Source organism: Amycolatopsis minnesotensis (genome assembly GCF_039529815.1).
Lineage (GTDB): Bacteria > Actinomycetota > Actinomycetes > Mycobacteriales > Pseudonocardiaceae > Amycolatopsis > Amycolatopsis minnesotensis.
Genome location: NZ_BAAANN010000022.1, coordinates 129,060 through 151,232, shown reverse-complemented (window position 1 = coordinate 151,232; position 22,173 = coordinate 129,060). Strand labels below are relative to the sequence as shown.

Annotated in this window: 26 protein-coding genes and 1 tRNA gene; 13 read left to right on the top strand and 14 right to left on the bottom strand. The window is 71.8% G+C overall.

The features are described from left to right. Positions 1 to 415: 415 nt before the first annotated feature. From ABD256_RS26485 to ABD256_RS26465, 5 genes are all read right to left on the bottom strand, one after another. Positions 416 to 488, bottom strand: a tRNA-Ala gene (locus tag ABD256_RS26485). 58 nt (positions 489 to 546) lie between these two features. Beyond that, on the bottom strand, positions 547 to 1,428 hold the full coding sequence (gene sepX, locus ABD256_RS26480; protein WP_344424406.1) for a divisome protein SepX/GlpR: 882 nt from the start codon (positions 1,426 to 1,428) through the stop codon (positions 547 to 549). Positions 1,429 to 1,566: 138 nt separating this feature from the next. Next, complete coding sequence (locus ABD256_RS26475; RefSeq protein WP_344424403.1) at positions 1,567 to 2,238, bottom strand: GNAT family N-acetyltransferase; 672 nt, start codon at positions 2,236 to 2,238, stop codon at positions 1,567 to 1,569. A 14-nt stretch (positions 2,239 to 2,252) separates the two neighbouring features. Beyond that, positions 2,253 to 3,500, bottom strand: coding sequence for a molybdotransferase-like divisome protein Glp (gene glp / locus ABD256_RS26470; RefSeq protein WP_344424437.1), 1,248 nt, complete (start codon positions 3,498 to 3,500; stop codon positions 2,253 to 2,255). 115 nt (positions 3,501 to 3,615) lie between these two features. Further along, complete coding sequence (locus ABD256_RS26465) at positions 3,616 to 4,518, bottom strand: UTP--glucose-1-phosphate uridylyltransferase (protein WP_344424400.1); 903 nt, start codon at positions 4,516 to 4,518, stop codon at positions 3,616 to 3,618. A 24-nt stretch (positions 4,519 to 4,542) separates the two neighbouring features. On the opposite strand from ABD256_RS26465, the gene ABD256_RS26460 reads away from it, so the two are divergent. Then, positions 4,543 to 5,133 (top strand): 5-formyltetrahydrofolate cyclo-ligase, encoded by a 591-nt coding sequence (locus ABD256_RS26460; protein ID WP_344424397.1) that lies wholly within the window; start codon positions 4,543 to 4,545, stop codon positions 5,131 to 5,133. Here the strand turns inward: ABD256_RS26460 and ABD256_RS26455 are convergent. After that, positions 5,130 to 5,519 (bottom strand): VOC family protein, encoded by a 390-nt coding sequence (locus tag ABD256_RS26455; RefSeq protein WP_344424394.1) that lies wholly within the window; start codon positions 5,517 to 5,519, stop codon positions 5,130 to 5,132. The two genes, ABD256_RS26460 and ABD256_RS26455, sit on opposite strands and share 4 nt — an antisense overlap. A gap of 248 nt (positions 5,520 to 5,767) precedes the next feature. Between ABD256_RS26455 and ABD256_RS26450 the strand changes: the two genes are divergently transcribed. The 3 genes from ABD256_RS26450 (at position 5,768) to mscL (ending at position 7,540) form a co-directional block, all read left to right on the top strand. Beyond that, complete coding sequence (locus ABD256_RS26450) at positions 5,768 to 6,160, top strand: FmdB family zinc ribbon protein (protein WP_344424390.1); 393 nt, start codon at positions 5,768 to 5,770, stop codon at positions 6,158 to 6,160. Between the two features lie 137 nt (positions 6,161 to 6,297). After that, positions 6,298 to 6,975, top strand: a complete 678-nt coding sequence (locus ABD256_RS26445) for an SAF domain-containing protein (RefSeq protein WP_344424387.1) — start codon at positions 6,298 to 6,300, stop codon at positions 6,973 to 6,975. Between the two features lie 142 nt (positions 6,976 to 7,117). Then, entirely contained in the window at positions 7,118 to 7,540 is a 423-nt protein-coding gene (gene mscL, locus ABD256_RS26440; RefSeq protein ID WP_344424385.1) for a large-conductance mechanosensitive channel protein MscL, read from the top strand. Positions 7,541 to 7,580: 40 nt separating this feature from the next. On the opposite strand, the gene ABD256_RS26435 is transcribed toward mscL, so the two are convergent. Next, the gene (locus ABD256_RS26435) at positions 7,581 to 7,772 is read right to left on the bottom strand and encodes a hypothetical protein (protein ID WP_344424383.1); all 192 of its coding nucleotides are present in this window, start codon (positions 7,770 to 7,772) and stop codon (positions 7,581 to 7,583) included. A 56-nt stretch (positions 7,773 to 7,828) separates the two neighbouring features. On the opposite strand from ABD256_RS26435, the gene ABD256_RS26430 reads away from it, so the two are divergent. After that, positions 7,829 to 8,053, top strand: coding sequence for a hypothetical protein (locus ABD256_RS26430; protein WP_344424381.1), 225 nt, complete (start codon positions 7,829 to 7,831; stop codon positions 8,051 to 8,053). A gap of 78 nt (positions 8,054 to 8,131) precedes the next feature. On the opposite strand, the gene ABD256_RS26425 is transcribed toward ABD256_RS26430, so the two are convergent. Continuing rightward, positions 8,132 to 8,632 (bottom strand): MogA/MoaB family molybdenum cofactor biosynthesis protein, encoded by a 501-nt coding sequence (locus ABD256_RS26425; protein WP_344424379.1) that lies wholly within the window; start codon positions 8,630 to 8,632, stop codon positions 8,132 to 8,134. Between the two features lie 130 nt (positions 8,633 to 8,762). Between ABD256_RS26425 and ABD256_RS26420 the strand changes: the two genes are divergently transcribed. Then, a complete protein-coding gene (locus ABD256_RS26420) occupies positions 8,763 to 9,830 on the top strand; it encodes an NAD-dependent epimerase/dehydratase family protein (RefSeq protein WP_344424376.1) in 1,068 nt (355 codons plus the stop codon). 5 nt (positions 9,831 to 9,835) lie between these two features. On the opposite strand, the gene ABD256_RS26415 is transcribed toward ABD256_RS26420, so the two are convergent. The 3 genes from ABD256_RS26415 to ABD256_RS26405 are packed head-to-tail and all read right to left on the bottom strand — an operon-like array spanning position 9,836 to position 12,887. Then, a complete protein-coding gene (locus tag ABD256_RS26415) occupies positions 9,836 to 10,876 on the bottom strand; it encodes a sensor histidine kinase (RefSeq protein WP_344424373.1) in 1,041 nt (346 codons plus the stop codon). Beyond that, entirely contained in the window at positions 10,873 to 11,577 is a 705-nt protein-coding gene (locus tag ABD256_RS26410) for a response regulator transcription factor (protein ID WP_344424370.1), read from the bottom strand. The genes ABD256_RS26415 and ABD256_RS26410 overlap by 4 nt, the downstream gene beginning before the upstream one ends. 11 nt (positions 11,578 to 11,588) lie before the next feature. Continuing rightward, positions 11,589 to 12,887: a hypothetical protein gene (locus ABD256_RS26405; protein ID WP_344424434.1), complete on the bottom strand. Its 1,299-nt coding sequence runs from the start codon at positions 12,885 to 12,887 to the stop codon at positions 11,589 to 11,591. A gap of 267 nt (positions 12,888 to 13,154) precedes the next feature. On the opposite strand from ABD256_RS26405, the gene ABD256_RS26400 reads away from it, so the two are divergent. The 7 genes from ABD256_RS26400 (at position 13,155) to ABD256_RS26370 (ending at position 18,653) form a co-directional block, all read left to right on the top strand. Next, positions 13,155 to 13,787, top strand: a complete 633-nt coding sequence (locus ABD256_RS26400; protein ID WP_344424432.1) for a glycosyltransferase family 2 protein — start codon at positions 13,155 to 13,157, stop codon at positions 13,785 to 13,787. Continuing rightward, the gene (locus ABD256_RS26395) at positions 13,784 to 14,437 is read left to right on the top strand and encodes a TIGR04282 family arsenosugar biosynthesis glycosyltransferase (protein WP_344424367.1); all 654 of its coding nucleotides are present in this window, start codon (positions 13,784 to 13,786) and stop codon (positions 14,435 to 14,437) included. The genes ABD256_RS26400 and ABD256_RS26395 overlap by 4 nt, the downstream gene beginning before the upstream one ends. Further along, positions 14,434 to 15,057, top strand: a complete 624-nt coding sequence (locus ABD256_RS26390) for a class I SAM-dependent methyltransferase (RefSeq protein ID WP_344424364.1) — start codon at positions 14,434 to 14,436, stop codon at positions 15,055 to 15,057. The genes ABD256_RS26395 and ABD256_RS26390 overlap by 4 nt, the downstream gene beginning before the upstream one ends. Further along, on the top strand, positions 15,054 to 16,178 hold the full coding sequence (locus ABD256_RS26385) for a molybdopterin-dependent oxidoreductase (RefSeq protein WP_344424361.1): 1,125 nt from the start codon (positions 15,054 to 15,056) through the stop codon (positions 16,176 to 16,178). Before ABD256_RS26390 ends, ABD256_RS26385 begins: the two co-directional genes overlap by 4 nt. After that, entirely contained in the window at positions 16,175 to 16,591 is a 417-nt protein-coding gene (locus ABD256_RS26380; protein ID WP_344424358.1) for a hypothetical protein, read from the top strand. Before ABD256_RS26385 ends, ABD256_RS26380 begins: the two co-directional genes overlap by 4 nt. 68 nt (positions 16,592 to 16,659) lie before the next feature. After that, complete coding sequence (locus ABD256_RS26375) at positions 16,660 to 17,166, top strand: PH domain-containing protein (protein ID WP_344424355.1); 507 nt, start codon at positions 16,660 to 16,662, stop codon at positions 17,164 to 17,166. Next, the gene (locus ABD256_RS26370) at positions 17,163 to 18,653 is read left to right on the top strand and encodes a PH domain-containing protein (RefSeq protein WP_344424353.1); all 1,491 of its coding nucleotides are present in this window, start codon (positions 17,163 to 17,165) and stop codon (positions 18,651 to 18,653) included. The genes ABD256_RS26375 and ABD256_RS26370 overlap by 4 nt, the downstream gene beginning before the upstream one ends. A gap of 109 nt (positions 18,654 to 18,762) precedes the next feature. Here the strand turns inward: ABD256_RS26370 and ABD256_RS26365 are convergent, their stop codons facing one another. From ABD256_RS26365 to ABD256_RS26355, 3 genes are all read right to left on the bottom strand, one after another. Continuing rightward, positions 18,763 to 20,133 carry a S1C family serine protease gene (locus tag ABD256_RS26365; protein WP_344424350.1) on the bottom strand — a complete coding sequence of 457 codons (1,371 nt, stop codon included), beginning with the start codon at positions 20,131 to 20,133 and terminating at the stop codon, positions 18,763 to 18,765. A gap of 79 nt (positions 20,134 to 20,212) precedes the next feature. Beyond that, a complete protein-coding gene (gene galT / locus ABD256_RS26360; RefSeq protein ID WP_344424347.1) occupies positions 20,213 to 21,292 on the bottom strand; it encodes a galactose-1-phosphate uridylyltransferase in 1,080 nt (359 codons plus the stop codon). Then, complete coding sequence (locus ABD256_RS26355; RefSeq protein ID WP_344424429.1) at positions 21,289 to 22,113, bottom strand: DeoR/GlpR family DNA-binding transcription regulator; 825 nt, start codon at positions 22,111 to 22,113, stop codon at positions 21,289 to 21,291. The genes galT and ABD256_RS26355 overlap by 4 nt, the downstream gene beginning before the upstream one ends. Positions 22,114 to 22,173 lie beyond the last annotated feature (60 nt).

The window sequence follows — 22,173 nt, the reverse complement described above, 5'->3', positions numbered from 1 at the left end:
CTCATGCAGGTTCAGCGAGTTGCTGATAGGTGTACGTCAGTTCGTACGTACGCACCCATGCCTTGTTTCCATGGCCCACTCGGCACCGGCGGCGTCGCCGATGGCGACCCGCACCCACTAGAAATGGAGCCAGTCGGTGACAAGTCCCCGCGCCACCGACAAGCCAGACCTGGGCAACGACCACTCAAGCCCCGCAAACGACAGGGGGAGCCGCCTCCCAACCAGGAGACGGCTCCCCCTGTCCCGACGATGTGGACCTAACGTGTCAGCCTACGAACCCGTCTGCTGGTCCAAACTCAACGCGCCCAGCGCCCCGCCAAGGTGAGGATTTCGCACCGTGGGGGTGTGGAGGCTCGGCCCCCCACAAGAAATCGGGATACCGGGAGCAGGCAACAGCCCGCGAACACAATTTGGGTGGAGCTGAGGGGAATCGAACCCCTGACCTTCTCGATGCGAACGAGACGCGCTACCAACTGCGCTACAGCCCCTCTTGGTGAAGCTCGTTGAGCATACCAAGCCCAGCCCGGGGGCCGGAGAGAGGGGGTCCTACTCTCCGACCGCCCGGCGGAAGGTCCGGTGCCCTGGCTCGTCGAGCTCCTCGAACGCGGGGTCCTCGTCGTCGACGTCCACGACGACGGCGTGGCGGCGCATGCGGGACATCGGCGAGGGCTTGCGCTCGTTGCCGACGACCTCGCGGCGGGTGGGCGCGATCTCGACCTCGTGTTCGGGTTCGGCGCGCGGCAGGGGCGCGGGTTCCTCGTCGTCGGTGAAGGTGCCGCGCGGTTCGGGGTGGGTGCCGCCGCCGATCCTGGCGAGCCTGCGCTGCCGGATCTCGTTCTCGATGCGCACCTGACGCCGCAGGTAGCCGAGGTAGCCGACGAGCGCGATGTCGGCGGCGCCGTTGACCCACCACAGCACCGGCCACAGGAATCCGGCGAGGGCGGCGGTGACCACGACCGCGACGATGAGCGCGAGCACGACGCGTTGCCGGTAGGCGTACTTGGCCTTGGCCGCGATCTCGGCGGCTTCGGGATCGAAGCCACCGCGGCCCGGCCGGTACCGACGGCGGCCGCCGTCGGCCCGTTCGTAGCGGGACCGCGCGGGGGCTTCGGGCTCCTCGTCGACCTCTTCCTCGTCGTCGACCTCGGCGATCTCCTCCGCGGGCCCTTCGAGTTCCTCGAGGTACTTGAGGTCCTCGTCGACTTCGTCGAGGTCGGCCGAATCGATCTCGTCGGCCCGCCCTGACTTCTCCGACATGGCGAACTCCTCTCCCCCCTCGGCAGCGCGCCTGCCCCCGCTCCGCACGACCCTGGCGGCCATCGCGGAGTCGGTGGTTCGCGCGATCTGCTGCCGTTTGCGCGCGATCATGGGCACGAGGACGACCAGCCAGGCCGCCGCAAGCGCGACGATGATCAACGAACTGGGCATCTCCCGTCACCTCCCCCGATCTCCTGCTGTTCGCCACGCTAGTCACAGGAGTAACAGATCGGACGGAGGCACGCCGCCCGGGATCCTGAAAAGTCGTCACCAAATTAGGTGAATCACACAGGATGTGGTAACGCGATATCAGGCGTAGTCTGCGCGGCCCGCGTGCACCATCGCGGCGACGAGCCCGCTGCCGGTCTCCTCGGCCGTGATCGCGAAGCAGAGGTGGTCCCGCCAATCGCCCGCGACCTCGAGGTATCGCCGGAAGAGCCCCTCTTGGCGGAAACCGGATCGCGCCAGCACGCGGGTGCTCGCTTCGTTCTCCGGCCGCACCGTCGCCTCGATGCGGTGCAGGCCCGCCACGCTGAAGGCGTGATCCACCACTAGAGCGACGGCGGCGCTGGCCACGCCGCCGCGCACGTTCGCCGACGCGACCCAGTACCCGACCCACGCCGACCGCAGGGACGCCCTGATCACGTTGCCGATCGTGATCTGACCGGCGAACGCGCCGTCCACGGTGATCACGAACGGCAGGCACTGGCCGCGCCTGGCCAGCGAGCGCAGGCCCGCCCACTGCGGCGGCCACGCCCAGTACGCGTTCCGCTCGGTCCACGGGCCGGGCGCGGTCGGCTCCCACTGCTCCAGGTGCGCCCGATCGCGCAGCCGGATCCGGCTCCACTCGCGCGCGTCACGCATCCGGATGGGGCGCAGCGCGACGACACCGGCGGGCACGCGGAGCGGGCCGAGCCTCGCCGGCCACCCCGGGTGCCGGGTCTCGACGGTGAAGACGGCGCCCTGCTCGGACTGCGACATCGGCACCGGTACCGCTATCCCCGTTGCGCGAGGAAGGTCACCTTGACCTGCTCGCCCGCCGCGACCTCCGTGAGGTCCTCGTCCACGTTCACCAGGCAGTTCGCTTCGGCGAGCGAGGCGAGCAGGTGCGCGCCGGAGGTGCCGAGCGGCTGCACGAGGTACTCGCCGTTCGCCTCGTCGCGCAGCAGCTGTCCGCGCAGGAAGCCCTTGCGCCCCTTCGTCGACGTGATCGGGGAGAGCAGGCGCGCGCTGACCACCCGGCGGTGCGGGTTCCTGGTGCCGCGCGCCGCCCTGATCAGCGGCCGGATCAGCACCTCGAACACCACGAGCGCGCTCATCGGGTTGCCCGAGATCAGGAACGTCGGCACGGAATCCGGCCCCAGCCTGCCGAAGCCCTGCACCGAACCGGGGTGCATGGCCACCCTGGTCATGTCGATGCGGCCCAGATCGGCGAGCGCGGCGTGCACCTCGTCGCCCGCGGTGCCGCCCGCGCCGCCCGCGACCACGACGATCTCCGACATCAGGAGCCTGCCCTCGACGACGTCGCGCAGGCGCCGCGGATCCGTGTCGACGATGCCGACGCGGTTGACCTCGGCCCCGGCGTCCCGCGCGGCGGCCGAGAGCGCGTAGGAGTTCACGTCGTAGACCTGGCCGACGGAGGGGGTCCGGTCGATGTCGACCAGCTCGTCGCCGACGGACACGATCGAGACCCGCGGCCGCGGGTAGACGAGCACCTTCGACCTGCCGACCGCCGCGAGCAGACCGACCTGCGCCGAGCCGATCGTGTCGCCCTGGCGCACCGCGATGTCGCCGATCTGCACGTCCTCGCCGGTGCGCCGCACGTACCCCGCAGACGGCACCGACCGGCTCACCGTCACCTTCGCCGGGTGCGAGTCGGTGTAGGCGGTCGGCACGACGGCGTCCGCGAGCGTCGGCAGCGGCGCGCCGGTCGCCACGCGCACGGCCTGGCCGGGCTGCAGGCGCCTCGGCTGCCGGGACCCGGCCCCGATCTCCCCGACCACCGGAAGCTGCACCGGCTCCTGGCCCGCGGCGAGCACGTCCACGCTGCGCACGGCGTAGCCGTCGACCGCGGCCTGGTCGAACCCCGGCAGCGCGTGCTCGGCGACGACCTCCTCGGCGCACAGGAGGCCCTGCGCTTCCGAGATCGCGACTCGTACCGGCCTCGGCCGCACGGCCGCGTCCAGTGCGAGCGCGATCTGCGCGTCGACGGACCGGAAGTCCGGCTCGACCGCGGCCACCACGGGAGCGGTGGCCTCGGGGGGCTCGGTCTCGGCTGTGTCGTGGACGGGGTCCGGCAGCTCGGCGGTCGGATCGGTCACCATTCCGCCTCCGCGGGGTTGGACAGGGCGCACATCATCAGTCGGTCTTCTCGATCCGTTCGGTCAGCCACTCGCGCAGGGACGGCCCGTAGTCCGGGTGCTCGAGGGCGAAGTCGACGGCCGCGCGCAGGAATCCGCCGGGGTTTCCCAGGTCGTGGCGCCCGCCGCGGTGGACCACGATGTGCACCGGGTGCCCCTCCTTGATCAGCAGCGCGACGGCGTCGGTGAGCTGCAGCTCGCCGCCGGAACCCGGCGTGATCCGGCGCAGCGCGTCGAAGATCGCCCTGTCCAGCAGGTAGCGGCCGGCGGCGGCGTAGGTCGACGGCGCGTCTTCCGGCGCCGGCTTCTCCACCATGCCGTGCACCTGCTTGACGTCGGGATCACCGGTCTCGGTGACGTCGAACACGCCGTACGGCGAGATCTGCTGCTTCGGGATGTCGAACGCGCACAGCACGCTGCCGCCGCGCTCGGCCCGCACCGCGGACATGCGTTCGAGCACACCCGCCGGGAGCACGAGGTCATCGGGCAGCAGCACGGCGACCGCCTCGTCGGCGTCGGTCAGGTTCGGTTCCGCCTGCGCCACCGCGTGGCCGAGGCCGAGCGCCTCGGACTGGATGGCCACCTCGACGTCCAGCAGCGCGGGCGCGCGGCGGACCTTGTCCAGCAGCTCGGTCTTGCCCTTGCGCTCCAGCGTCGCCTCGAGGTCCGGAGAGGCCGAGAAGTAGTCGACGACGGACTTCTTCTCCGGCGAGGTCACGATCACCAGCCGTTCGGCGCCCGCTTGGGCGGCTTCGGTCGCGACGATTTCGATTCCCGGTGTGTCGACGACCGGCAACAGCTCTTTCGGCACGGCCTTGGTCGTCGGCAGGAAGCGCGTGCCGAGGCCTGCGGCCGGCACGATCGCGGTTCGGAACGTCTGGTTCGTTGCGGCGCCCGTCATGGGCGCAAAGCCTAACCTGGCCCAGTGCACGGTGGTGGCAATGAGTTCCTCGGCAAGGCGGAGTGGCGCGCCCGGTTGCTCGCCGCGCGCGCGGGCGTCTCGACCCGGCAGCGGGTCGACGAGGCGCGCGCGCTGGTGGCGGCGGCCGGAAACCTGCCGTTGTCCGCGACGGTCTGCGCTTACGTCCCGTTCGGGTCGGAGCCCGGCGCGATGGGCCTGCTCGACGCGTTGCGGGCGGCGGGCAGCAGGGTGCTCCTTCCCGTGGTACCACCCGAACGGGGCGCGCTGGACTGGGCCGAATACACCGGAACGGCCTCGCTGGCCGCGGGCAAGCTGCGGGGAGTGCTGGAGCCGACCGGCACCCGCCTCGGCACGCATGCGCTCGGCGACGCCGGGCTGGTGCTGGTGCCCGCGCTCGCGGTCGACCGGTCCGGGGTCCGGCTCGGGCGCGGCGCCGGGTACTACGACCGCTCGCTTCCCCATGCCGCCGACGCCGCGGAACTCGTCGCGCTGGTGCGGGACGACGAACTCGTGGACCGCCTGCCGGGTGAGGCGCACGACATGAAGATGACCGCGGCGCTGACCCCCGGCGGGGGATTCGTGCGGCTCGGTTAGGGCACGACCTGGGCGATGCCGAGCATGTTGCCCTCGCTGTCGCGGAACCACGCGGCGCGCTCGCCGCGGCCCTTGCTGGGGTAGTTGCCCTGGATGTCCATGATCCCGTCGACGGCGCCTTCGTACTGCTCGAACACGACGCCGCGGGCGCGCAACTCGCGCACCGCCGCGTCCACGTCGTCGACGTAGAACCCCATCTGGGTGAAGGAACCGTCCGACGCGCCGGCGGAGGCGAAGAGGCAGAACACGCCCGCGGCGCCCTCGTAGCGAAGGCCGCCGTCCCGTTCCTCGACCGGTTCGAGGCCCAGCTTCTCCGCGTACCAGCGGCGCGCCCGCGCCAGGTCCCGCGTGGGGATGCGCGCTTCGAACCTCGCGTCGGTCAGCATGCCGGCACGATAGCGAGCCGGCGGTCGGCTGGCACCGGGATCGGCGAGCTGGTCCCGAAAGTTAACTCCGTCACGTCCCGGCCGATCACGGCGACGCGCGTGGCCGCGCGGAACAGGCACGGAACAACGGGCCCGGCAAAGGGTCGAAGCGGGTCCGAGATACCACGTTTGACCTGCGTGGGAATACGCAGGTACCGTCTGGCGCTAGCACTCTTGTCGGCCGAGTGCCAAGTCACGAAGGAGCACCAGTGCCCACCTACCAATACGCCTGCAAGGACTGCGGCCACCGCTTCGAGGCGGTTCAGTCGTTTTCCGAGGACAGCTTGACCGTGTGCCCGGAGTGCTCCGGCGTCCTGCGCAAGCTGTTCGGTTCGGTCGGCGTGATCTTCAAGGGCAGTGGCTTCTACCGCAACGACTCGCGCTCGGACTCGAAGTCCGCGAGCACGGCGAACGCCGGTGCGTCGGGCGACTCCAAGGGCACCGACTCCGCCAAGTCCTCCAGTGATTCCGGCGGGTCTTCCGCCAAGTCCTCCTCGGATTCCGCCAGCTCGTCTTCGTCGTCGAGCACGTCGAGCACGTCGAGCACGTCGTCGTCATCTTCCTCCTCGGGTACGACGAAAACGACCGCCGCCGCTTCCTGAGGCCGGAGTTATCCACAAGTACCCGGTTATCCACAGGTAGCCGAGATTCCCCTTCCGGCCCGTGCCCGCACCGGCCTAGCGTCGATCTTCGTGCGGGCCTCCCCGCACCTCGACGGTGACGGAAGCGGGGAACGGACATGGCAGGCGAGAGCACAGCCGAGCGCGCACGAGCACGCTGGCCGGGGTGGCGGACACTGATCGTGCGTGCTCGCGGGCGTCCGCTCCTCCTCGCCCGTCGCGGGCTGGCCGCGGCACTCCTGCTGACCGCGCTGGCCCTGTTCCTCCGCCCGGGGACCGGCGATCCCGGTGTGCTGACCGTGGTGTCGGCGCACGACATCGCCGCGGGCAGCACGATCGACGACGCCGACGTCCGGGTGGTCGCGATGCCTGCCGCGGTCCGCCCGTCCGGCGCGTTCGAGGCCGCGGATCCGGTGCGCGGGCGGCTGCTGTCCGGCGCGGCTCGTGCGGGCGAGCCGATCACGGACGCCAGGCTGCTCGGCCTCCCCGGTACGGGTGATCCTCGGCTTTCCACGGTTCCGGTCCGGCTGGCGGACGCGGGCGTCGCCGCCCTGCTTCGGCCGGGCTCCCGGGTCGACGTGGTCGCCGCCGAGGACGGCGAGCGGGGGCGCCGTGTGCTGGCCAGCATGGCGACGGTGGTGACGGTGGTGACGGTGAGCACCGCCGACGCGGGTGCGCGGCACCCGCCGGGATCCTCGGCGACGGGCCCGCTACTGCTGCTCTCGCTACCGCCGGAGACCGCGACGCAGGTGGCGGGGGCGTCGCTCGGACGACCGGTAACAGTTACTCTCCGCTAGGCCGTGTTTCGTCAGGCGGCGGAGCCGCCCGAGCGTGGGCCGTCAGCTCGCACCGACGCGAGTTCCGCTACCTGCGCCGCCATACAAGCTTCGAAACGCTGCCGAGCCGGCCTTCCCCGAGAGCGAACCAGGAGTGCACACCATGTTGAAGGGCTTCAAAGACTTCCTCATGCGAGGCAATGTCGTCGACCTCGCGGTGGCGGTGGTCATCGGCACCGCGTTCACCGCGATCGTGACCGCCTTCACGAACGGCCTCATCAAGCCGCTCATCAACGCCATCGGCGGCTCCGACGCCGCGGAGGGCCTCGGCTTCTACATCTTCGACACCAACAAGGGCTCGTTCCTCGACTTCGGCGGCGTGATCAACGCGGCGATCAACTTCGTGATCGTCGCCGGGGTGGTCTACTTCCTCATCGTGCTGCCGATGAAGAAGCTCCAGGAACGCCGCAAGCGCGGCAAGGAAGCGGGCCCGTCGGAGCCGACCGACGTCGAGCTGCTCAAGGAGATCCGCGACCTGCTGCGCCAGCAGCAGAACAGCCAGACCACCGAGAAGAAGCAGAGCTAGCTGATCGTTTCGTGCGCGGCGGAGCCGCTTTGAACAGGCTTCACCGATCGTGGTGGGGCGGGCGGTTCTCGTGGTACCAGGAATCGTCGCGGCCCCGCGGGTCCGGATCGCGCTCGTCGCTCGTGGTGTCCGGCAGGACGTCACCGAAGATCTTGTCGAGCGCGCGACGGTCCGGGCGCGGGGTGCCGGTACGCCGCGCGGCGGGCTCGTCGGGCCTGTCATCACCAGCCATGGCGCCCATCGTCCCACCACGGGGTGCGGCGCCGGTCAACCGAGAGGAACTACCGCATGAGCTTGTTCGACAAGGCGAAGGATCTGGCCGCCGAAGCGGCCGGGAAGGCGCTGACGGTCGGCGGGGAGGTCGCGACCAAGGCCGGTGATGTCGCGGCGACCGGCATCACGGTCGCCGCGGCCGGTGCCGACAAGGTGACCGGTGGCCGGTTCACCGACCGGATCACCGGGGTCAGCGAGACCGTCGAGGGGCTGATCCCGCTGCGCGATCGCAAGTCCTGACCGGCCCGCGGGCAGCCGGGCGCGCGGACGGCCGCGCCCGCCCTCGATCGGGCGGGACGCGGCCGGAGGCGGGAGGTTCTAGACGTTGTCCAGCTGGGAGAGTTCGTCGATGACGTGCGGGACCAGCGAGGACAGGGTCGCCATCCCGTCGCGGACCGCCATTCGCGAGCCGGCGAGGTTCACCACGAGCGTGCTGCCCGAGACGCCGACGAGACCGCGCGAGATGCCCGCGTCCACGGCTCCGGCGGCGAGGCCGGACGAGCGCAGCGCCTCGCTGATGCCGGGGATCGGGCGGTCGAGCACGCCCGCGGTGGCATCGGGGGTGACATCGCGCGGCAGCACGCCGGTGCCGCCCACGGTGATCACCAGGTCCACGCCGCCGATCACCGCGGTGTTCAGCGCGTTGCGGATGGCGACGGTCTCGCCGTGCACGACGACGACGCCGTCCACGATGAAGCCCGCCTCTTCGAGCAGCTCGGTGACCAGCGGGCCCGCGGTGTCCTCGTGTTCGCCGTGAGCCGCGCGATCGTCGACGATGACCACGAGGGCGCGGCCGAGCCGTTGTGCACTCCGTTCCATAGCGCCCACCGTAGCCGTTTTCACCGGCGGCGATCATTCGCGGGGACCTCCGGCGGGCGACTTCTTACCGAACACTGACGGGGACAGCGCGTCGGCGGCGCGACACGGCCACCCGGCTTAGCGTGGCGTGGTGCGCGTTCTCGTGACCGGAGGGGCCGGGTTCATCGGCTCCCACATAAGCGACCTCCTGACCGGATCGGGCGACGAAGTGGTGGTGCTGGACGCGCTGCTGCCGACCGCCCACGGCGACGGCGCCCTGCCCGGCTACGTCGAAGCGGGCCGGTTCGTCCGCGGCGACGTCGCCGACGCGGCGCTGCTCCGCGGGCTGTTCGACGAACACGGCTTCGACGCCGTCTGCCACCAGGCCGCCGTGGTCGGGCACGGGCTCGACCCGTCCGACGCGCCCTCCTACGCGCTCAACAACGACTACGGCACCGCCGTGCTGCTCGCCGAGATGTACCGGTCAGGGGTGCCGAAGCTCGTGCTCGCGTCCTCGATGGTCGTCTACGGCGAGGGCCGTTATTCGTGCCCCGGGCACGGGATCGTGCCACCGGCGCCGCGACGTTCGTCCGATGTGGACGCCGGGCGGTTCGACCCGCGCTGCCGCGCCTGCGGTACCGAGCTGACCTCGCTCCTGGTCCCGGAGGACGCACCGCTGGAACCCCGCAGCACCTACGCGGCGACGAAGCTCGCTCAAGAGCACCTCGCGGCCGCGTGGGCCCGCCAGACCGGCGGCACCGTGTGGGCGATGCGCTACCACAACGTCTATGGCCCGCGCATGCCGCAGAACACGCCGTACGCCGGGGTGGCCTCCCTGTTCCGGTCGGCGCTGCTGCGCGGGGAGGCTCCGACCGTGCTCGAAGACGGCAAGCAGCGCCGCGACTTCGTGCACGTGCGCGACGTCGCCGCGGCGAACGTGCTCGCGCTGAAGGCGGCGGGCGAGGCAGGCGACCTGACGCCGGTCAACGTCTGCTCCGGGACCCCGCACACGGTCGGCGAACTCGCCGAGGAGCTCGCGCGCGCCTGCGACGGGCCGCGCCCGGTGATCGCGGGCGGGGCGCGGGCGGCCGACGTCCGGCACGTGGTCGCCGACCCGGCGCGGGCCGAGCGCCTGCTCGGCTTCCGCGCGCGCACCGGGTTCGAAGAGGGCATCGCGGCGTTCGCCACGGACGAGCTCCGCGCGCCCGTGACCGTGTGACCCGGTCAGGGGATCGCGAGCGGCAGCCGCACCTCGAACCGGCAGCCGGGCCCGTGGTTGCGCACCCCGATCCGGCCCGAGTGCGCCTCCACCAGCCCCTTCGCGATCGCCAGGCCGAGCCCGCCGCCCGAGGCGGGGTCCGGGGTGCGGGCCTGGGTACCGCGAAAGGCCACGTCGAAGACCCTGCCGATCTCGTCGTCGGGGATGCCTCCGCAGCCGTCGTCGACGGCGAGCACCGCGTCGGCACCCTCGATGCCGATCTGCACCGCGACCGTGCCGTCGGGCGGGGTGTGCCGGATCGCGTTGGACACCAGGTTGCGCACGATCCGCGCCAGCTCCGGGTCGCTGCCGGAGACCACCGGCCAGGCTTCCGCGTCGGCGAGCACCTTCACCCGTTTGCGCTCGGCGACCGGGGTCTGCGCGGCGAGCGCGTCGCTGACGATGTCGCGCAGCGGCACCGCCGAGAGGGTGAGCCGCAGCGCGCCCGCGGTGATGCGGGACAGCTCGAAGAGGTCTCCGACCATTTCGGACAGTCGCGTGGTCTCGCCGCTGATCCGCTGCGCGTAGTCGGCGACTTCCGCTGGTTCGGCGACGATGCCGTCGGCCAGCGCTTCCGCCATGGCGCGGATTCCGGCGAGCGGGCTGCGGAGGTCGTGGCTGATCCACGCCACCAGCTCGCGCCGCGACGCTTCGGCGGCGCGCTCGCGTTCGCGGGCCTCGCGTTCCCAGACGCTCCGGCGCGCGATCATCCTGCCCAGCAGGACGGCGGCCGGCACGGTCACCACGGCGACGAGCAGGCACACCAGCAGCATCGTGGCGAGCGCCGGGTTGAACATGAACCCGCTGACCCCGAGCACGCCGACGAAGGTGGCCGCCACCGGCACGAGCACCAGCACGGTCATGGTGCTGGCCAGCGAACCGCGCCGGAGCAGGAACAGCGCGAGCCCGCCGAGCACCGCGACGGGCAGCGCGAACAGCAGCGCGAGCGGCAGGATGTGCCACGCGTGCGCGAGCATGTCCAAAAAGGACTCACCGGGTTCGATCACGACGAAAGCCCTGGGTCGTACCGGTAGCCGACACCCCACACGGTGGCCACGCGAACCGGTTTCGCGGGCTCCTCCTCGATCTTCTCCCGCAACCGCCGCACGTGGACGGTGACGGTGGACTGGTCGCCGAAGTCCCAGCCCCAGACCTTCTCCAGCAGATCGGTACGCGAGAACGCGGTGCCGGGATGGCCGAGGAAGAACGCGAGCAGGTCGAACTCGCGCGCGGTCAGCGCCAGCTCCGCACCGTCCAAAGTGGCCGTTCGCGCGCCGAGGCGGAGCCGCAGGTTCCCGTCGGTCAGCTCCTCGGCGGCCGGTTCCGGGATCGGCATGCGGGCGCGCCGCAGCACCGACGCCACGCGCAGCGACAGCTCCTTCGGGCTGAAGGGTTTCGTGACGTAGTCGTCGGCGCCGAGCTGCAGGCCCGCGATCCGGTTCTCCTCCTCGCCGAGCGCGGTCAGCATCACCACCGGGACCCCGCTGACCTGGCGCAGCCGGCGGCAGACTTCGAGACCGTTCAGCCCCGGCATCATCACGTCGAGCACCACGACGTCGGCCGGCCGTTCGGCGAACCGCCGGAGGCCCTCGGTGCCGTCGCCCGCCATCTCGACGGTGAACCCGGACGCTTCGAGATAGCGGCGGACCACATCGCGGACCGTCTCGTCGTCGTCGACCACGAGGACGTGGCCGCCCACTTCACCCACGGGCGTTCTCCTCACCAGCTCGTCAGCACCAGGTGGTTCACCAGCAGCGCCGTCGCGGCCTGCCCGGCGAGCCACCACCGGGCCGAGACTCGGGGCAGCAGCGCCGTCGCGGGCAGTGCCCACACCACGAACGGTAACCAGATCCGCTCGACCTCCGCCTTCGAGAGGCCGGAAAGGTCGGCGAACGCGATGGTGAGCACGGCCGCCACGACGACGAAGGACAGCGCGCCCCACCGCCTCGGCGCGGTCCGGAGTGCCTGCCCGAGCACGCGCCGCACCCCGGCGACGACCGCGGGCCCCGCCGCGAGCGCGACCGCGGCGAGATCACCCCACACCCAGTACCAGTACGGCCGTTCGGTGGCGATGCCCTGGTAGTAGCGCTCGACGACGAGGTGGTAGCCGTCGAACCACCAGAACCCGGCGAGCGCGAACGCGGCGACCACGGCCAGCGCGCCGGCGACCGCGGGGATCAGCAGGACGGGCCGCCGGGCGGCCAGTGGCACCGCGAGCGCGACCAGCCCGAGCAGCACGAGCCCGTAGGACAGGAAGACGCCGAAGCCGAGCACGAGCCCGGCGACCGCGGCCAGCGGCCACGCGCCGCGCCCGCCGCGCGACGCCGCACGCACCGCGAGGGCGAGCAGCGCGATACCGATCGCCGTGACGCCGGCGAACATCCCGTCGGCGGAGACCCCGACCCACACCGCGCCGGGGAACAGGACCGCGAACGGGAGCATCGCGCGCGCCTGGTCACCGCGTCCCAAGGCCGCGAAGGTCACCGGGACCGCGACCGTCACCAAGGCGCCGGCGAGCACGCACGCGATCGCCGCCCACGCGCCGCCGGACAGGCCGAGCCGGTCGAGCCAGACGAACACCAGCGTCGCGGCGGGCGGGTGCCCGGAGACGTGCATCGTCCAGGAATCCGGCTGGAAGTCGAGGATGCGCGCGGAGAAGCCGCGCAGCATCGCCGGGATGTCGGTGATGCCGGGGACCTCGCGCAGGTACTCGTACGGGTGAGTCAGGCGGTCGGTGACCCCGCGCCGCCAGCCGTCGACCATCGCCAGCGAAAAGATCCACGCCACCGACGCGAGGTAGGAAGCACCGGCGAGCGCGGGCCAGCGCAGGCGCGTCGCGAGCGCGGGGCCCCATGCGACGACGCCGATCGCGACCAGCACGGCGAACACCGAACCGGGACCGTAGTGCGGCAGCCATTCGGCGAACAGCGGCGGCGCGCCCGCCAGGATGACCACGCCGGAGCCCGGCCGGTTCAGCCAGGCGCCGACGGCCGTGGCGGCGGCCACGACGAGCAGCATCAGGCCCACCGCCACCAGGTCGGCGCGGACGCGGGTGCGGCGTGGCTCGTCGAGCCGGACGCGGGGAGGAGACTCGACCACAGCCGCACGATAGCCATCTCGCGCCAGGGACGACACCGGAGCGCGGCCATCGTCACCGGTCGGTAAGAACTTTCGGGTGAATGTGGGCATGTCATGCTTTGGTAAGCACCGCAACGGGTTCCGACTGTCCATGTCGGACTTACGGTGACCGATGTGAGCACTGAACCCCTCTCCGTCACCGTTGTCATGCCGTGCCTCGACGAGGCGCGCGCCCTGCCCGGCGTGCTCGCCGCGATCCCGCCCGGATACGAGGTGATCGTGGTGGACAACGGTTCCACCGACGACTCGGCCTCGGTCGCCGCCGGGCTGGGCGCGAAGGTCGTGCACGAACCGCGCCGCGGGTACGGCGCCGCCGTGCACACCGGGCTCGAACACGCCGCGACCGAGGTCGTGTGCTTCATCGACGCCGACGGCTCGCTCGACCCGGCGCAGCTTCCGCTCCTGGTCGCGGCCGTCGAGGACGGCGCCGATCTCGCCGTCGGCAGGCGGGTCCCGGTCTCGCGCGGCGTGTGGCCGTGGCACGCGAGGCTGGGCAACCTGGCGCTCTCGATCCTGTTGCGGCGCAAGGGACTTCCGGTGCACGACATCGCGCCGTCGAGGGCGGTGCGCCGGGCGGACCTGCTCGCGCTCGGGATCGCCGACCGCGCCTTCGGCTATCCGCTGGAACTGCTCATCAAGGCGGCGCGAGCGGGCTGGCTGGTCCGCGAGTTCGACGTGACCTACGGCGAGCGCGCGAAGGGCACCCGGTCGAAGGTGTCCGGGTCCGTCCGCGGCACCGCGCGCGCCATCCGCGACTTCGGGAAGGCGCTGAACCGATGATCGTGCTGCTCGTGGTCGCGAAGGCGCCGGTTCCCGGGTTCGCGAAGACCAGGCTGTGCCCGCCCGCGACACCGGAGCAGGCCGCGGGGATCGCGGCGGCCGCCCTGCTCGACACCCTCGACGCCGTGCTCTCGACCCCGGACGCGGAGGTCGTGGTGGCCATGACCGGAACGCTCGCGGACGCGGCGGCCGCACCCGAAATCGCCGCGGCGCTGCGGGCGACCACGGTGATTCCCCAGCGGGGCCACGGGTTCGCGGCCAGGCTCGCCAACGCGCACGCCGACACCGCGGCGCTGCACGCCGGTCTTCCGGTGCTGCAGATCGGGATGGACACCCCGCAGGTGACGCCGGGCCTGCTCACCTCGTCGGCGGCGGGGCTGGCCGGGGCGGACGCGGTGCTCGGTGCCGCGGAGGACGGCGGCTGGTGGGCGCTCGGCCTGCGCGACCCCCGGCACGCGGCCGCACTGGCCGCGGTGCCGATGTCGACGGCGGAGACCGGTGCGCGCACGCGGGAAGCACTGGTGGCACGCGGGTTGACGGTCGGCTCGCTGCCGACGCTGTCCGATGTGGACACCATGGCGGACGCGCGCAGGGTCGCCGACGGCCGCGACGGCCGGTTCCGCGGCGCGGTCGCGGTGGTCGCGTCATGACGCTGCCGGCACCGGCGGGGAACTTCGACCCCGGACTGCTCGGCAGCCGGTGCTGGCTCGAACTCGCCACCGGGGAACGGGTCGCGCTGCCCGTCGAACGCTGGGGAGCACGCCCGAGCGCGGGCGACGAGCTGCTCCTGTCCCGGTGCGCGGGGCCCACCCTCGACGCGGGCTGCGGGCCGGGCAGGCTCACCGGTGAACTGTGCGAGCGCGGCATGATCGTGCTCGGCGTCGACGTGTCCGAGGTCGCGGTGTCGCTCACCCACCGCCGCGGCGCGCCCGCGCTGCACCGCAGCATCTTCGACCGGATTCCCGGCGAGGGCCGCTGGCGGCACGTGCTGCTCGCCGACGGCAACATCGGGATCGGCGGCGACCCGGCGAACCTGCTCGCGCGCTGCCACCGGCTCCTCGCCCCCGGCGGCACCGCACTCGTCGAACTCGACCCGCCCGGCAAAACCGTCCGCCACGAACACGTCCGCCTCAGCGGAACCGGCACCTGGTTCCCCTGGGCCTGGCTCGGCATGGACGCCCTCCAGCCCATCGCCAGCCAAACCGGCTACACCATCACCTGGACAGCCAGCACCGGAAACCGCTGGTTCGCCGAACTGGAACGCCCATGAAGCTCCCCGTGCCGAAGGAAGAATCGTTCACCTCGGCGGCGCATTCGGAGCGCGTGACGGCGCGGATCGGGCTCGCGCTGGCCGTCACGTTCACGACCTGCTTCGTCACCGGGCTGATCAGCCACCTCATCCAGCACCCGCCCGGCTGGTTCTTCTGGCCGAGCAGCCCGGTGTGGCTGTACCGGGTGACCCAGGGCGCGCACGTGATCTCGGGTATCGCGTCGATCCCGCTGCTGCTGGCGAAGCTGTGGAGCGTCTACCCGAAGCTGTTCGGGCGCCCGCTCGTCAGGTCGCTGCCGCACGCGCTGGAGCGACTGTCCATTTTGGTCCTGTCCGCGTCGGCGTTCTTCGAGCTGCTCACCGGGCTGTTCAACGTGGCGCAGAACTACCCGTGGAACTTCTACTTCCCCGAAGTGCACTACGCGGTGGCGTGGATCGCGATCGGTTCGGTACTGGTGCACATCGCGGTGAAGCTGCCGGTGGTCCGGCGCGCACTGAGCAAAGTGGACACCGAACCCGAGCTGGCGCGCGATGGACTGTCGCGGCGCGGTTTCCTGCGCACCACGTGGCTGACCACCGGGGTCGCCGTCGTCGCCACGGCCGGTGCCACGGTTCCCTTCCTGCGCGGCGTTTCCACGCTGTCCTGGCGGTCGGGCAAGGGACCGCAGCGGGTGCCGGTGAACCGGTCCGCGGCGGGCGCGGCGGTGATCCCCGCCGCGCTGAGCCCGGACTGGCGGCTCGAAGTGGTTTCGGCGAAGGGCACCAAGCGCTTCTCGCTCGCCGAGCTCACCGCGCTCCCCCAGACCACGGCGGAGCTGCCGATCGCCTGCGTCGAAGGCTGGAGCCAGTCGGCGACCTGGACCGGAGTGTCCTTTCCGGACCTGTTGAAGGCCGCGGGCAGCGAGCCCGGGCGGGACGCTTCGATCACGTCCCTGGAGAAGAACGGCATCTACGCCACGAGCGTGCTCCCCGGCGAGCACACCAAGGACGCGCGGACGCTGCTCGCACTCCGCCTCAACGGGGAGGTGCTCGACCTCGACCACGGCTACCCGTGCCGCGTGATCGCGCCGAACCGGCCGGGCGTGCTCCAGACGAAATGGGTGAGCGGGGTGCGCGTGTGAAGATCGCCAGGACGCTGCTCGTACTGCCGGGGCTCGCCGCGCTCGCGTGGGGCCTGGTCCTCTTCGCCCAGTTCGCGTTCCCGCTCGGCCCGCAGGGATTCGTCGCGCTCGGCTGGCTCGCGGGCGGGACGCTCGTGCACGACGCCGTCGTCGCGCCGCTCGCCGGGGTGGCCGGCTTCGCGCTGAGCCGGATCCTGCCCCGGCCGTGGCGCGCACCGGTGCTGGCGGGCGCGGTGCTGAGCGCGGTGCTCGGCCTGATCGCCTTCCCGCTGTTGTGGCGCGCACACGGTGCGCCACCGCTGCCCGGCCTGCACGACGGCGACACGCTCGGCGGGCTCCTGATTTCGCTCGGCGTGGTGTGGCTCGGCGTCGTGCTCGCGGGCCTGGTCCGGACGCTCCGGCGCCGCCCGTGACAAACGGCCCGGTCCGGTCACGACGGATCGAACTGGGAAACCGGCGCCGTTCCGGCGATGCTGGGGTGGTGCACACAGCTACGCGGGAGCCCGCACTCCGTCCACCGGCGAACCAGGTGAGCCGCCGCGCGGTCCGCTACTGGACCGCGCGCGCCGCCCTCGGCTGGCTCGCCCTGACCGCGGGGCAGGTGGTCTGGTTCGTCCTCGACCGGCACGACGCGGGCATCGCGCACATCATCGGCCTCGCGGTGACCGTGCTGCTCGCCGCCGCGCACCTCGCGGTGATGCCGCGCTGGCGCTTCGCGGTGCACCGCTGGGAAACCACCGCCGACGTCGTCTACGCGCAGTCGGGCTGGGTCAACCGGGAGCGGCGGCTCGCCCCGATGTCGCGGATCCAGACCGTGGACACCCAGCAGGGCCTGTTCGAGCGCGCCTTCCGGCTCACCAACGTCACCGTGACCACGGCGTCCGCGCGCGGCCCGATCCGCGTCCACGCGCTCGACGACGCCGTCGCCGAGAACCTCGTCGCCGAGATCACCGCCCGCGCCGGCGCGGCGGAGGACGACGCGACATGACGGACACCTTGGACACCGCGACCGAGGTGGAATGGCGCAAGCTGAGCCCGAAGATGCTCGCCGTGCACCCCGTGCAGGAAGTGGTGCGGCTGCTGCCGGTGCTCGTCGGCGTGCTGTTCCTCGGCCGCGAAGGCCACGGCCCCACCTGGAGCCTGATCGGGCTCGGCCTCGCCGTCGGGTTCGGGCTCATCCGCTGGTTCACCACGACCTACCAGGTCACGCCTCACCACGTGCGGGTGCGACGCGGGCTGGTGCGCAGGCGCGTGCTGTCCGTGCCGAGGGATCGCGTGCGCTCGGTCGACCTCACCTCGCACATCCTGCAGCGCGTGCTCGGGCTGAGCAGGGTCGTCATCGGGACGGGCCGCTCGGACAAGCACGACGAAGGCGTCACGCTCGACGCGCTCTCGGTCGCCGAAGCGGCGCGGTTGCGCGAAGAACTGCTGCACCAACGAACCGTCGCGGCGGAACCGGCCACCACCGACACGGCGGAAACCTCGCTCGCGGTGCTCGACCGGCGCTGGATCAGGTTCGGCCCGTTCACCCTCGGCGGGCTCGCCGCGGTCGGGTTCCTCGCCGGGATCTACGGCAAGGTCTCCAGCGAAGTCGACCTCGACCCGGAGAAGTTCGGGCCGCTGCGCGCGGTCGTCCACGAGTTCAACGCGATACCGCTGCCGCTCGCGATCGCGGCGTCCGCGGTCGTGTTCGCCGTCGTGATCGGGCTCCTGTCGACGATCGGCTACGTGGTGACCTTCTGGAACTACCGGCTCACGAGGCACCGCGAAGGCACCCTGCACGTCTCGCGCGGGCTGATCACCAGCCGGTCCACCACGATCGAAGAACGGCGGCTGCGCGGCGTCGAGGTCAGCGAGTCGCTGCTGCTGCGGATGGTCAGGGGCGGGCGGCTGCTCGCCATCACCACCGGGCTCCGCGTCGGGCACGGCGCCGAACACGGCGGATCGCTGCTGCTGCCACCCGCGCCGCTCGGCGAAGTCCAGCGCGTCGCGCGCGAGGTCTACCCCGACGGGGCCGCGGTGACCTGCGAACTCACCCGCCACACCCCCGCCGCCCGGCGCCGCCGGCACCTGCGCGCGTACACGTTCGCGGCCGTGGTCACCGGCGCGCTGCTCGTGCTGCACGCCTTGTCCGGCTTCCCGGCCTGGGCGTGGCAGGTGTCGCTGCTGCTGTTCCCGATCGGGTTCGCGCTCGCCGAAGACCGCTACCGCAACCTCGGGCACGCGCTGCGCGGCCGCAGCTTCGCCGTCCGGCAGGGCTCGCTCGTGCGACGGCGGCACGTGCTCGACACCGACGGCATCATCGGCGTCACCGTGCACGAGTCGCTCTTCCAGCGCCGGTCCGGCCTCGCGACCCTGACGGTCACCACCGCGGCGGGCAAGCAGCACTGCGACGCCCTCGACGTCGGCGCGCAGGAAGCCGTTGACCTTGCCGACCGTGCGGTGCCAGGACTGCTCACGCCGTTCCTGCGATAGGAAACCGCGCGCGGCCGGAAGAGGGGGAACCGGTCGCGCGCGGTTTCTGCTCACCGGTCCTGGGGCAAGAGAACCGGGGCTGGTCTCGGCCGCGCCCGCGGCCGAGCGTCTACTTGGCTTCCACCGGCTGTCCGCCGAGGGTCACTTCGACCACCCGCGAATCACTGAGCGTCATCTTCACCTTCTCGCCCGGCGCGCTCGTGCGAACCGCCGCGACGAGCGTGTCGGCCTTGTCGACGGCCCTGTCGTCGAGCTTGGTGACGACGTCGCCCTCCTTGAGGCCCGCCTTTTCGGCCGGGCTGCCGGGGGTGATGGCGCCGAGCTTCGCCCCGCCCTGCGGCGCGTTGCCGACCTGCGCGCCGATGAACGTCTGCGTCGCCTTGCCGGTCTTGATGATGTCGTTCGCGGTGCGGCGCGCCTGGTCGATCGGGATGGCGAAGCCGATGCCGACGTTGCCGGGCTCCGAGCGCTGACCGCCGCCACCGGAGGCCTGCGGCGGGCTGTAGATCACCGAGTTGATGCCGATGATCTGGCCGGACATGTTCGCCAGCGGGCCGCCCGAGTTGCCGGGGTTGATCGCGGCGTCGGTCTGCACCGCGTCCAGCACGGTGGACTGCTCGTTCCCGCCCTCGCCGCCCGCGCTGACCGGCCGGTGCAGCGAGCTCACGATCCCGGAGGTCACCGTGCCCGCCAGCTCGAACGGCGAGCCGACGGCGACCACGGTCTGGCCGATCTTGAGATCGTCGGAGCGGCCGAGCTCGACGGCGGGCAGCGCGGCCACGCCGTTCGCCTTGACCACCGCGATGTCGGTCGTCGGATCCCGCCCGATGACCTTGCCCGGGACCTTCTTGCCGTCCTGGAACGACACCTGCAGCGCCCCGCCGTTCGCGGCGGAGTCCACGACGTGGTTGTTGGTGAGGATGTAACCGTCGTCGCTGAGCACGAAGCCGGAGCCCTCGGCCTGCTCGGTCTGAAGCTGGACGACGCTCGGCAGCACCTTCTGCGCCACCGCCTCGACCGAACCCGGCGGCGACGCGGCCGTCTGCTTGGCTGGCGGCTGCTGGTCGAGCGCGGTCACCGACGAACCGCCACCGGCGTTGTTCCCGACCAGGTAGCCGCCGATCCCACCGGCGGCACCGCCGACGACGAGCGCCACCACGGCCGCGCCCGCGACGATCTTGCCCGCTCCGCGTGACGGCGGGCGTTGCTGCTGCTGGGGCTGCTGCATCCCGACGTGCGTGGCGTACGGCGCCGCCGCGTACGGGATGTGCGGCTGGTGTTGGTGCGGCTGGGGCTGCTGCTGCGCCGCCGTGCCGTACAGCACCCCTTCGGTGCCGTGCTGCGGCTGTGCCTGTTGTGCCTGCTGTGCCTGAGCTGACCAGGGACTGGGCGCCTGCTCCGCACCCGCCGGAATACCACTCGGCGGCGTACTGGCAGCGTCACCGCCGCCTGGCTGGGCGCCCGCGTCGTTCTCGGTCATGTCACCACCATGCGCGTTGGTCCTGAGAGCTTCCTGAGCCGAAGCTGTGATCCGCACATGAGTATCCCCGAACTCCGGCTCAGCCAACCCCCCGCAGCCGTTCCGCGATCTGTTCGGGCGTGGCGTCGTTGATCCAGACGGCCATGCCGGACTCGGAGCCGGCCAGGTACTTGAGCTTGTCCTTGGCCCTGAGCACCGAAAACAGCTCGAGGTGCAGCCAGCCGAGATCGCGCCCGGTGCGCACCGGCGCCTGGTGCCAGCCCGCGATGTAGGGCAGCGGGCGGTCGTACAGCGCGTCGCAGGCGCGCAGCACCCGCAGGTACACCTCGGCGAAGTCGTCGCGCTCTTCGCCGGTGAGCGCGGGGATGTCCGGGACCTGCCGGTGCGAGACCACCTGGACGTGCACCGGCCAGCGCGCCGCGGGCGGCACGAACGCCGTCCAGTGCGCACCCTCGGCGATCACGCGGACACCGGAGGCCCGTTCCGCCGCGAGCACGTCGCCCAGCACCGGGCGACCGTGCTCGGCGAGGTAGTCCTTCGCGACCGCGAGCATCCGCTCGGTCTTCGGCGTGACGAACGGGTAGCCGTAGATCTGCCCGTGCGGGTGGCTCAGCGTCACCCCGATCTCCTCGCCCCTGTTCTCGAACGGGAAGACCTGCTCCACACCGTCCACTTCGGACAGTGCGGTGGTGCGGTCGGCCCACGCGTCCACCACGGTCCGCACCCTCGACGCGGGCAGCCCGCTGAACGCCCCGTCGTGCCGGCTGGTGAAGCACACCACCTCGCAGCGCCCGCGGCCAGGAGCCAGCGGCACCAGCGGGTTTCCGTCCACTGTGGACCGTTCACCGACAACCCCTTGGGAGAACGAGGGAAACCGGTTCTCGAACACGACGACGTCGTAGTCCGCCTCGGGGATCTCGCTCGGCTTCCCGTCCTTGCTCGGGCACAGCGGGCAGAGATCGGCAGGCGGCTTGTAGGTTCTGGTCTGCCGGTGCGCCGCCATCGCGACCCATTCGCCGGTCAGCGGGTCGAGCCGGATCTCCGAACTCGCCGCGACCGGCGGCAGGTCCCGCGTGTCGGACGCGGTGCGCTCGGTCTCGCGCTCGTCGAAGTACAGGATCTCGCGGCCGTCCGCGAGCTGGCGGGAGGTCCGCTTCACGCTTCTTCGTCTCCGGTCTCTGCTTCTTCTTTTTCGCCGTCTTCCCGCACCGGGACCGCGATCATCAGCTCGCCGACGTGCTCGGCCAGCGTCTCGCGCGCGTGCTCGCTGAGCCCGTCGTCGCTGACCACCGCGTTCGCCTCGTCCAGGTCGGCGATCGTGGAAATCCCCACGGTGCCCCATTTCGTGTGGTCGGCGAGCACCACGAGCCGCCGCCCCGCCTCGACCAGCGCGCGGTCGGTCTCGCTCTCGGTGAGGTTCGGCGTGGTGAAGCCGGGCCCGTCGGCCATCCCGTGCACACCGAGGAAGACCAGGTCGAGGTGCAGGCTGCGCAGGCTGTGCACGGCGACCGGGCCGACGAGGGCGTCCGACGGGGTGCGCACGCCGCCGGTGAGCACCACGGTGCGGTCCGGCTGGGTCGAGGAGCGCAGCACGTCGGCGACCTGGATCGAGTTCGTCACGATGGTCAGGCCCGGCACGTGGTCGAGCGCGCGCGCCATCGTCCAGGTGGTGGTGCCGGCGGAGATGCCGATCGCGGTGCCGGGGCGCACCAGCCCGGCGGCGAGCGAGGCGATGGCTTCCTTCTGCGCCTGCTGCCGCACCGACTTCGCCTCGAAACCGGGCTCGTCCGTGCTCTTGCCGACCATCGAGGTGGCGCCGCCGTAGACCTTCTCGACGAGCCCGCGGCTGGCGAGCACGTCGAGGTCGCGGCGTACCGTCATGTCCGACACGCCCAGCCTGCGGACGAGGTCGCTGACGCGGACCGCACCCGTCCGCCGCGCCTCTTCGAGGATCACCGCTTGTCGCTGCCGCGCCAGCACCGTTCCGCCTCGTCTCACGATTGCCCGTCAACCACACAAAATCCTACACGATCAAACATG

Coding starts and splice junctions, on each gene's coding strand:
- sepX (WP_344424406.1), bottom strand. CDS start 1,428: ATGCCCAGTTCGTTGATCATCGTCGCGCTTGCGGCGGCCTGGCTGGTC.
- ABD256_RS26475 (WP_344424403.1), bottom strand. CDS start 2,238: ATGTCGCAGTCCGAGCAGGGCGCCGTCTTCACCGTCGAGACCCGGCAC.
- ABD256_RS26465 (WP_344424400.1), bottom strand. CDS start 4,518: ATGACGGGCGCCGCAACGAACCAGACGTTCCGAACCGCGATCGTGCCG.
- ABD256_RS26455 (WP_344424394.1), bottom strand. CDS start 5,519: ATGCTGACCGACGCGAGGTTCGAAGCGCGCATCCCCACGCGGGACCTG.
- ABD256_RS26445 (WP_344424387.1), top strand. CDS start 6,298: ATGGCAGGCGAGAGCACAGCCGAGCGCGCACGAGCACGCTGGCCGGGG.
- mscL (WP_344424385.1), top strand. CDS start 7,118: ATGTTGAAGGGCTTCAAAGACTTCCTCATGCGAGGCAATGTCGTCGAC.
- ABD256_RS26435 (WP_344424383.1), bottom strand. CDS start 7,772: ATGGCTGGTGATGACAGGCCCGACGAGCCCGCCGCGCGGCGTACCGGC.
- ABD256_RS26430 (WP_344424381.1), top strand. CDS start 7,829: ATGAGCTTGTTCGACAAGGCGAAGGATCTGGCCGCCGAAGCGGCCGGG.
- ABD256_RS26425 (WP_344424379.1), bottom strand. CDS start 8,632: ATGGAACGGAGTGCACAACGGCTCGGCCGCGCCCTCGTGGTCATCGTC.
- ABD256_RS26405 (WP_344424434.1), bottom strand. CDS start 12,887: ATGCTGCTCGTCGTGGCCGCCGCCACGGCCGTCGGCGCCTGGCTGAAC.
- ABD256_RS26400 (WP_344424432.1), top strand. CDS start 13,155: ATGCCGTGCCTCGACGAGGCGCGCGCCCTGCCCGGCGTGCTCGCCGCG.
- ABD256_RS26395 (WP_344424367.1), top strand. CDS start 13,784: ATGATCGTGCTGCTCGTGGTCGCGAAGGCGCCGGTTCCCGGGTTCGCG.
- ABD256_RS26390 (WP_344424364.1), top strand. CDS start 14,434: ATGACGCTGCCGGCACCGGCGGGGAACTTCGACCCCGGACTGCTCGGC.
- ABD256_RS26385 (WP_344424361.1), top strand. CDS start 15,054: ATGAAGCTCCCCGTGCCGAAGGAAGAATCGTTCACCTCGGCGGCGCAT.
- ABD256_RS26370 (WP_344424353.1), top strand. CDS start 17,163: ATGACGGACACCTTGGACACCGCGACCGAGGTGGAATGGCGCAAGCTG.
- ABD256_RS26365 (WP_344424350.1), bottom strand. CDS start 20,133: ATGACCGAGAACGACGCGGGCGCCCAGCCAGGCGGCGGTGACGCTGCC.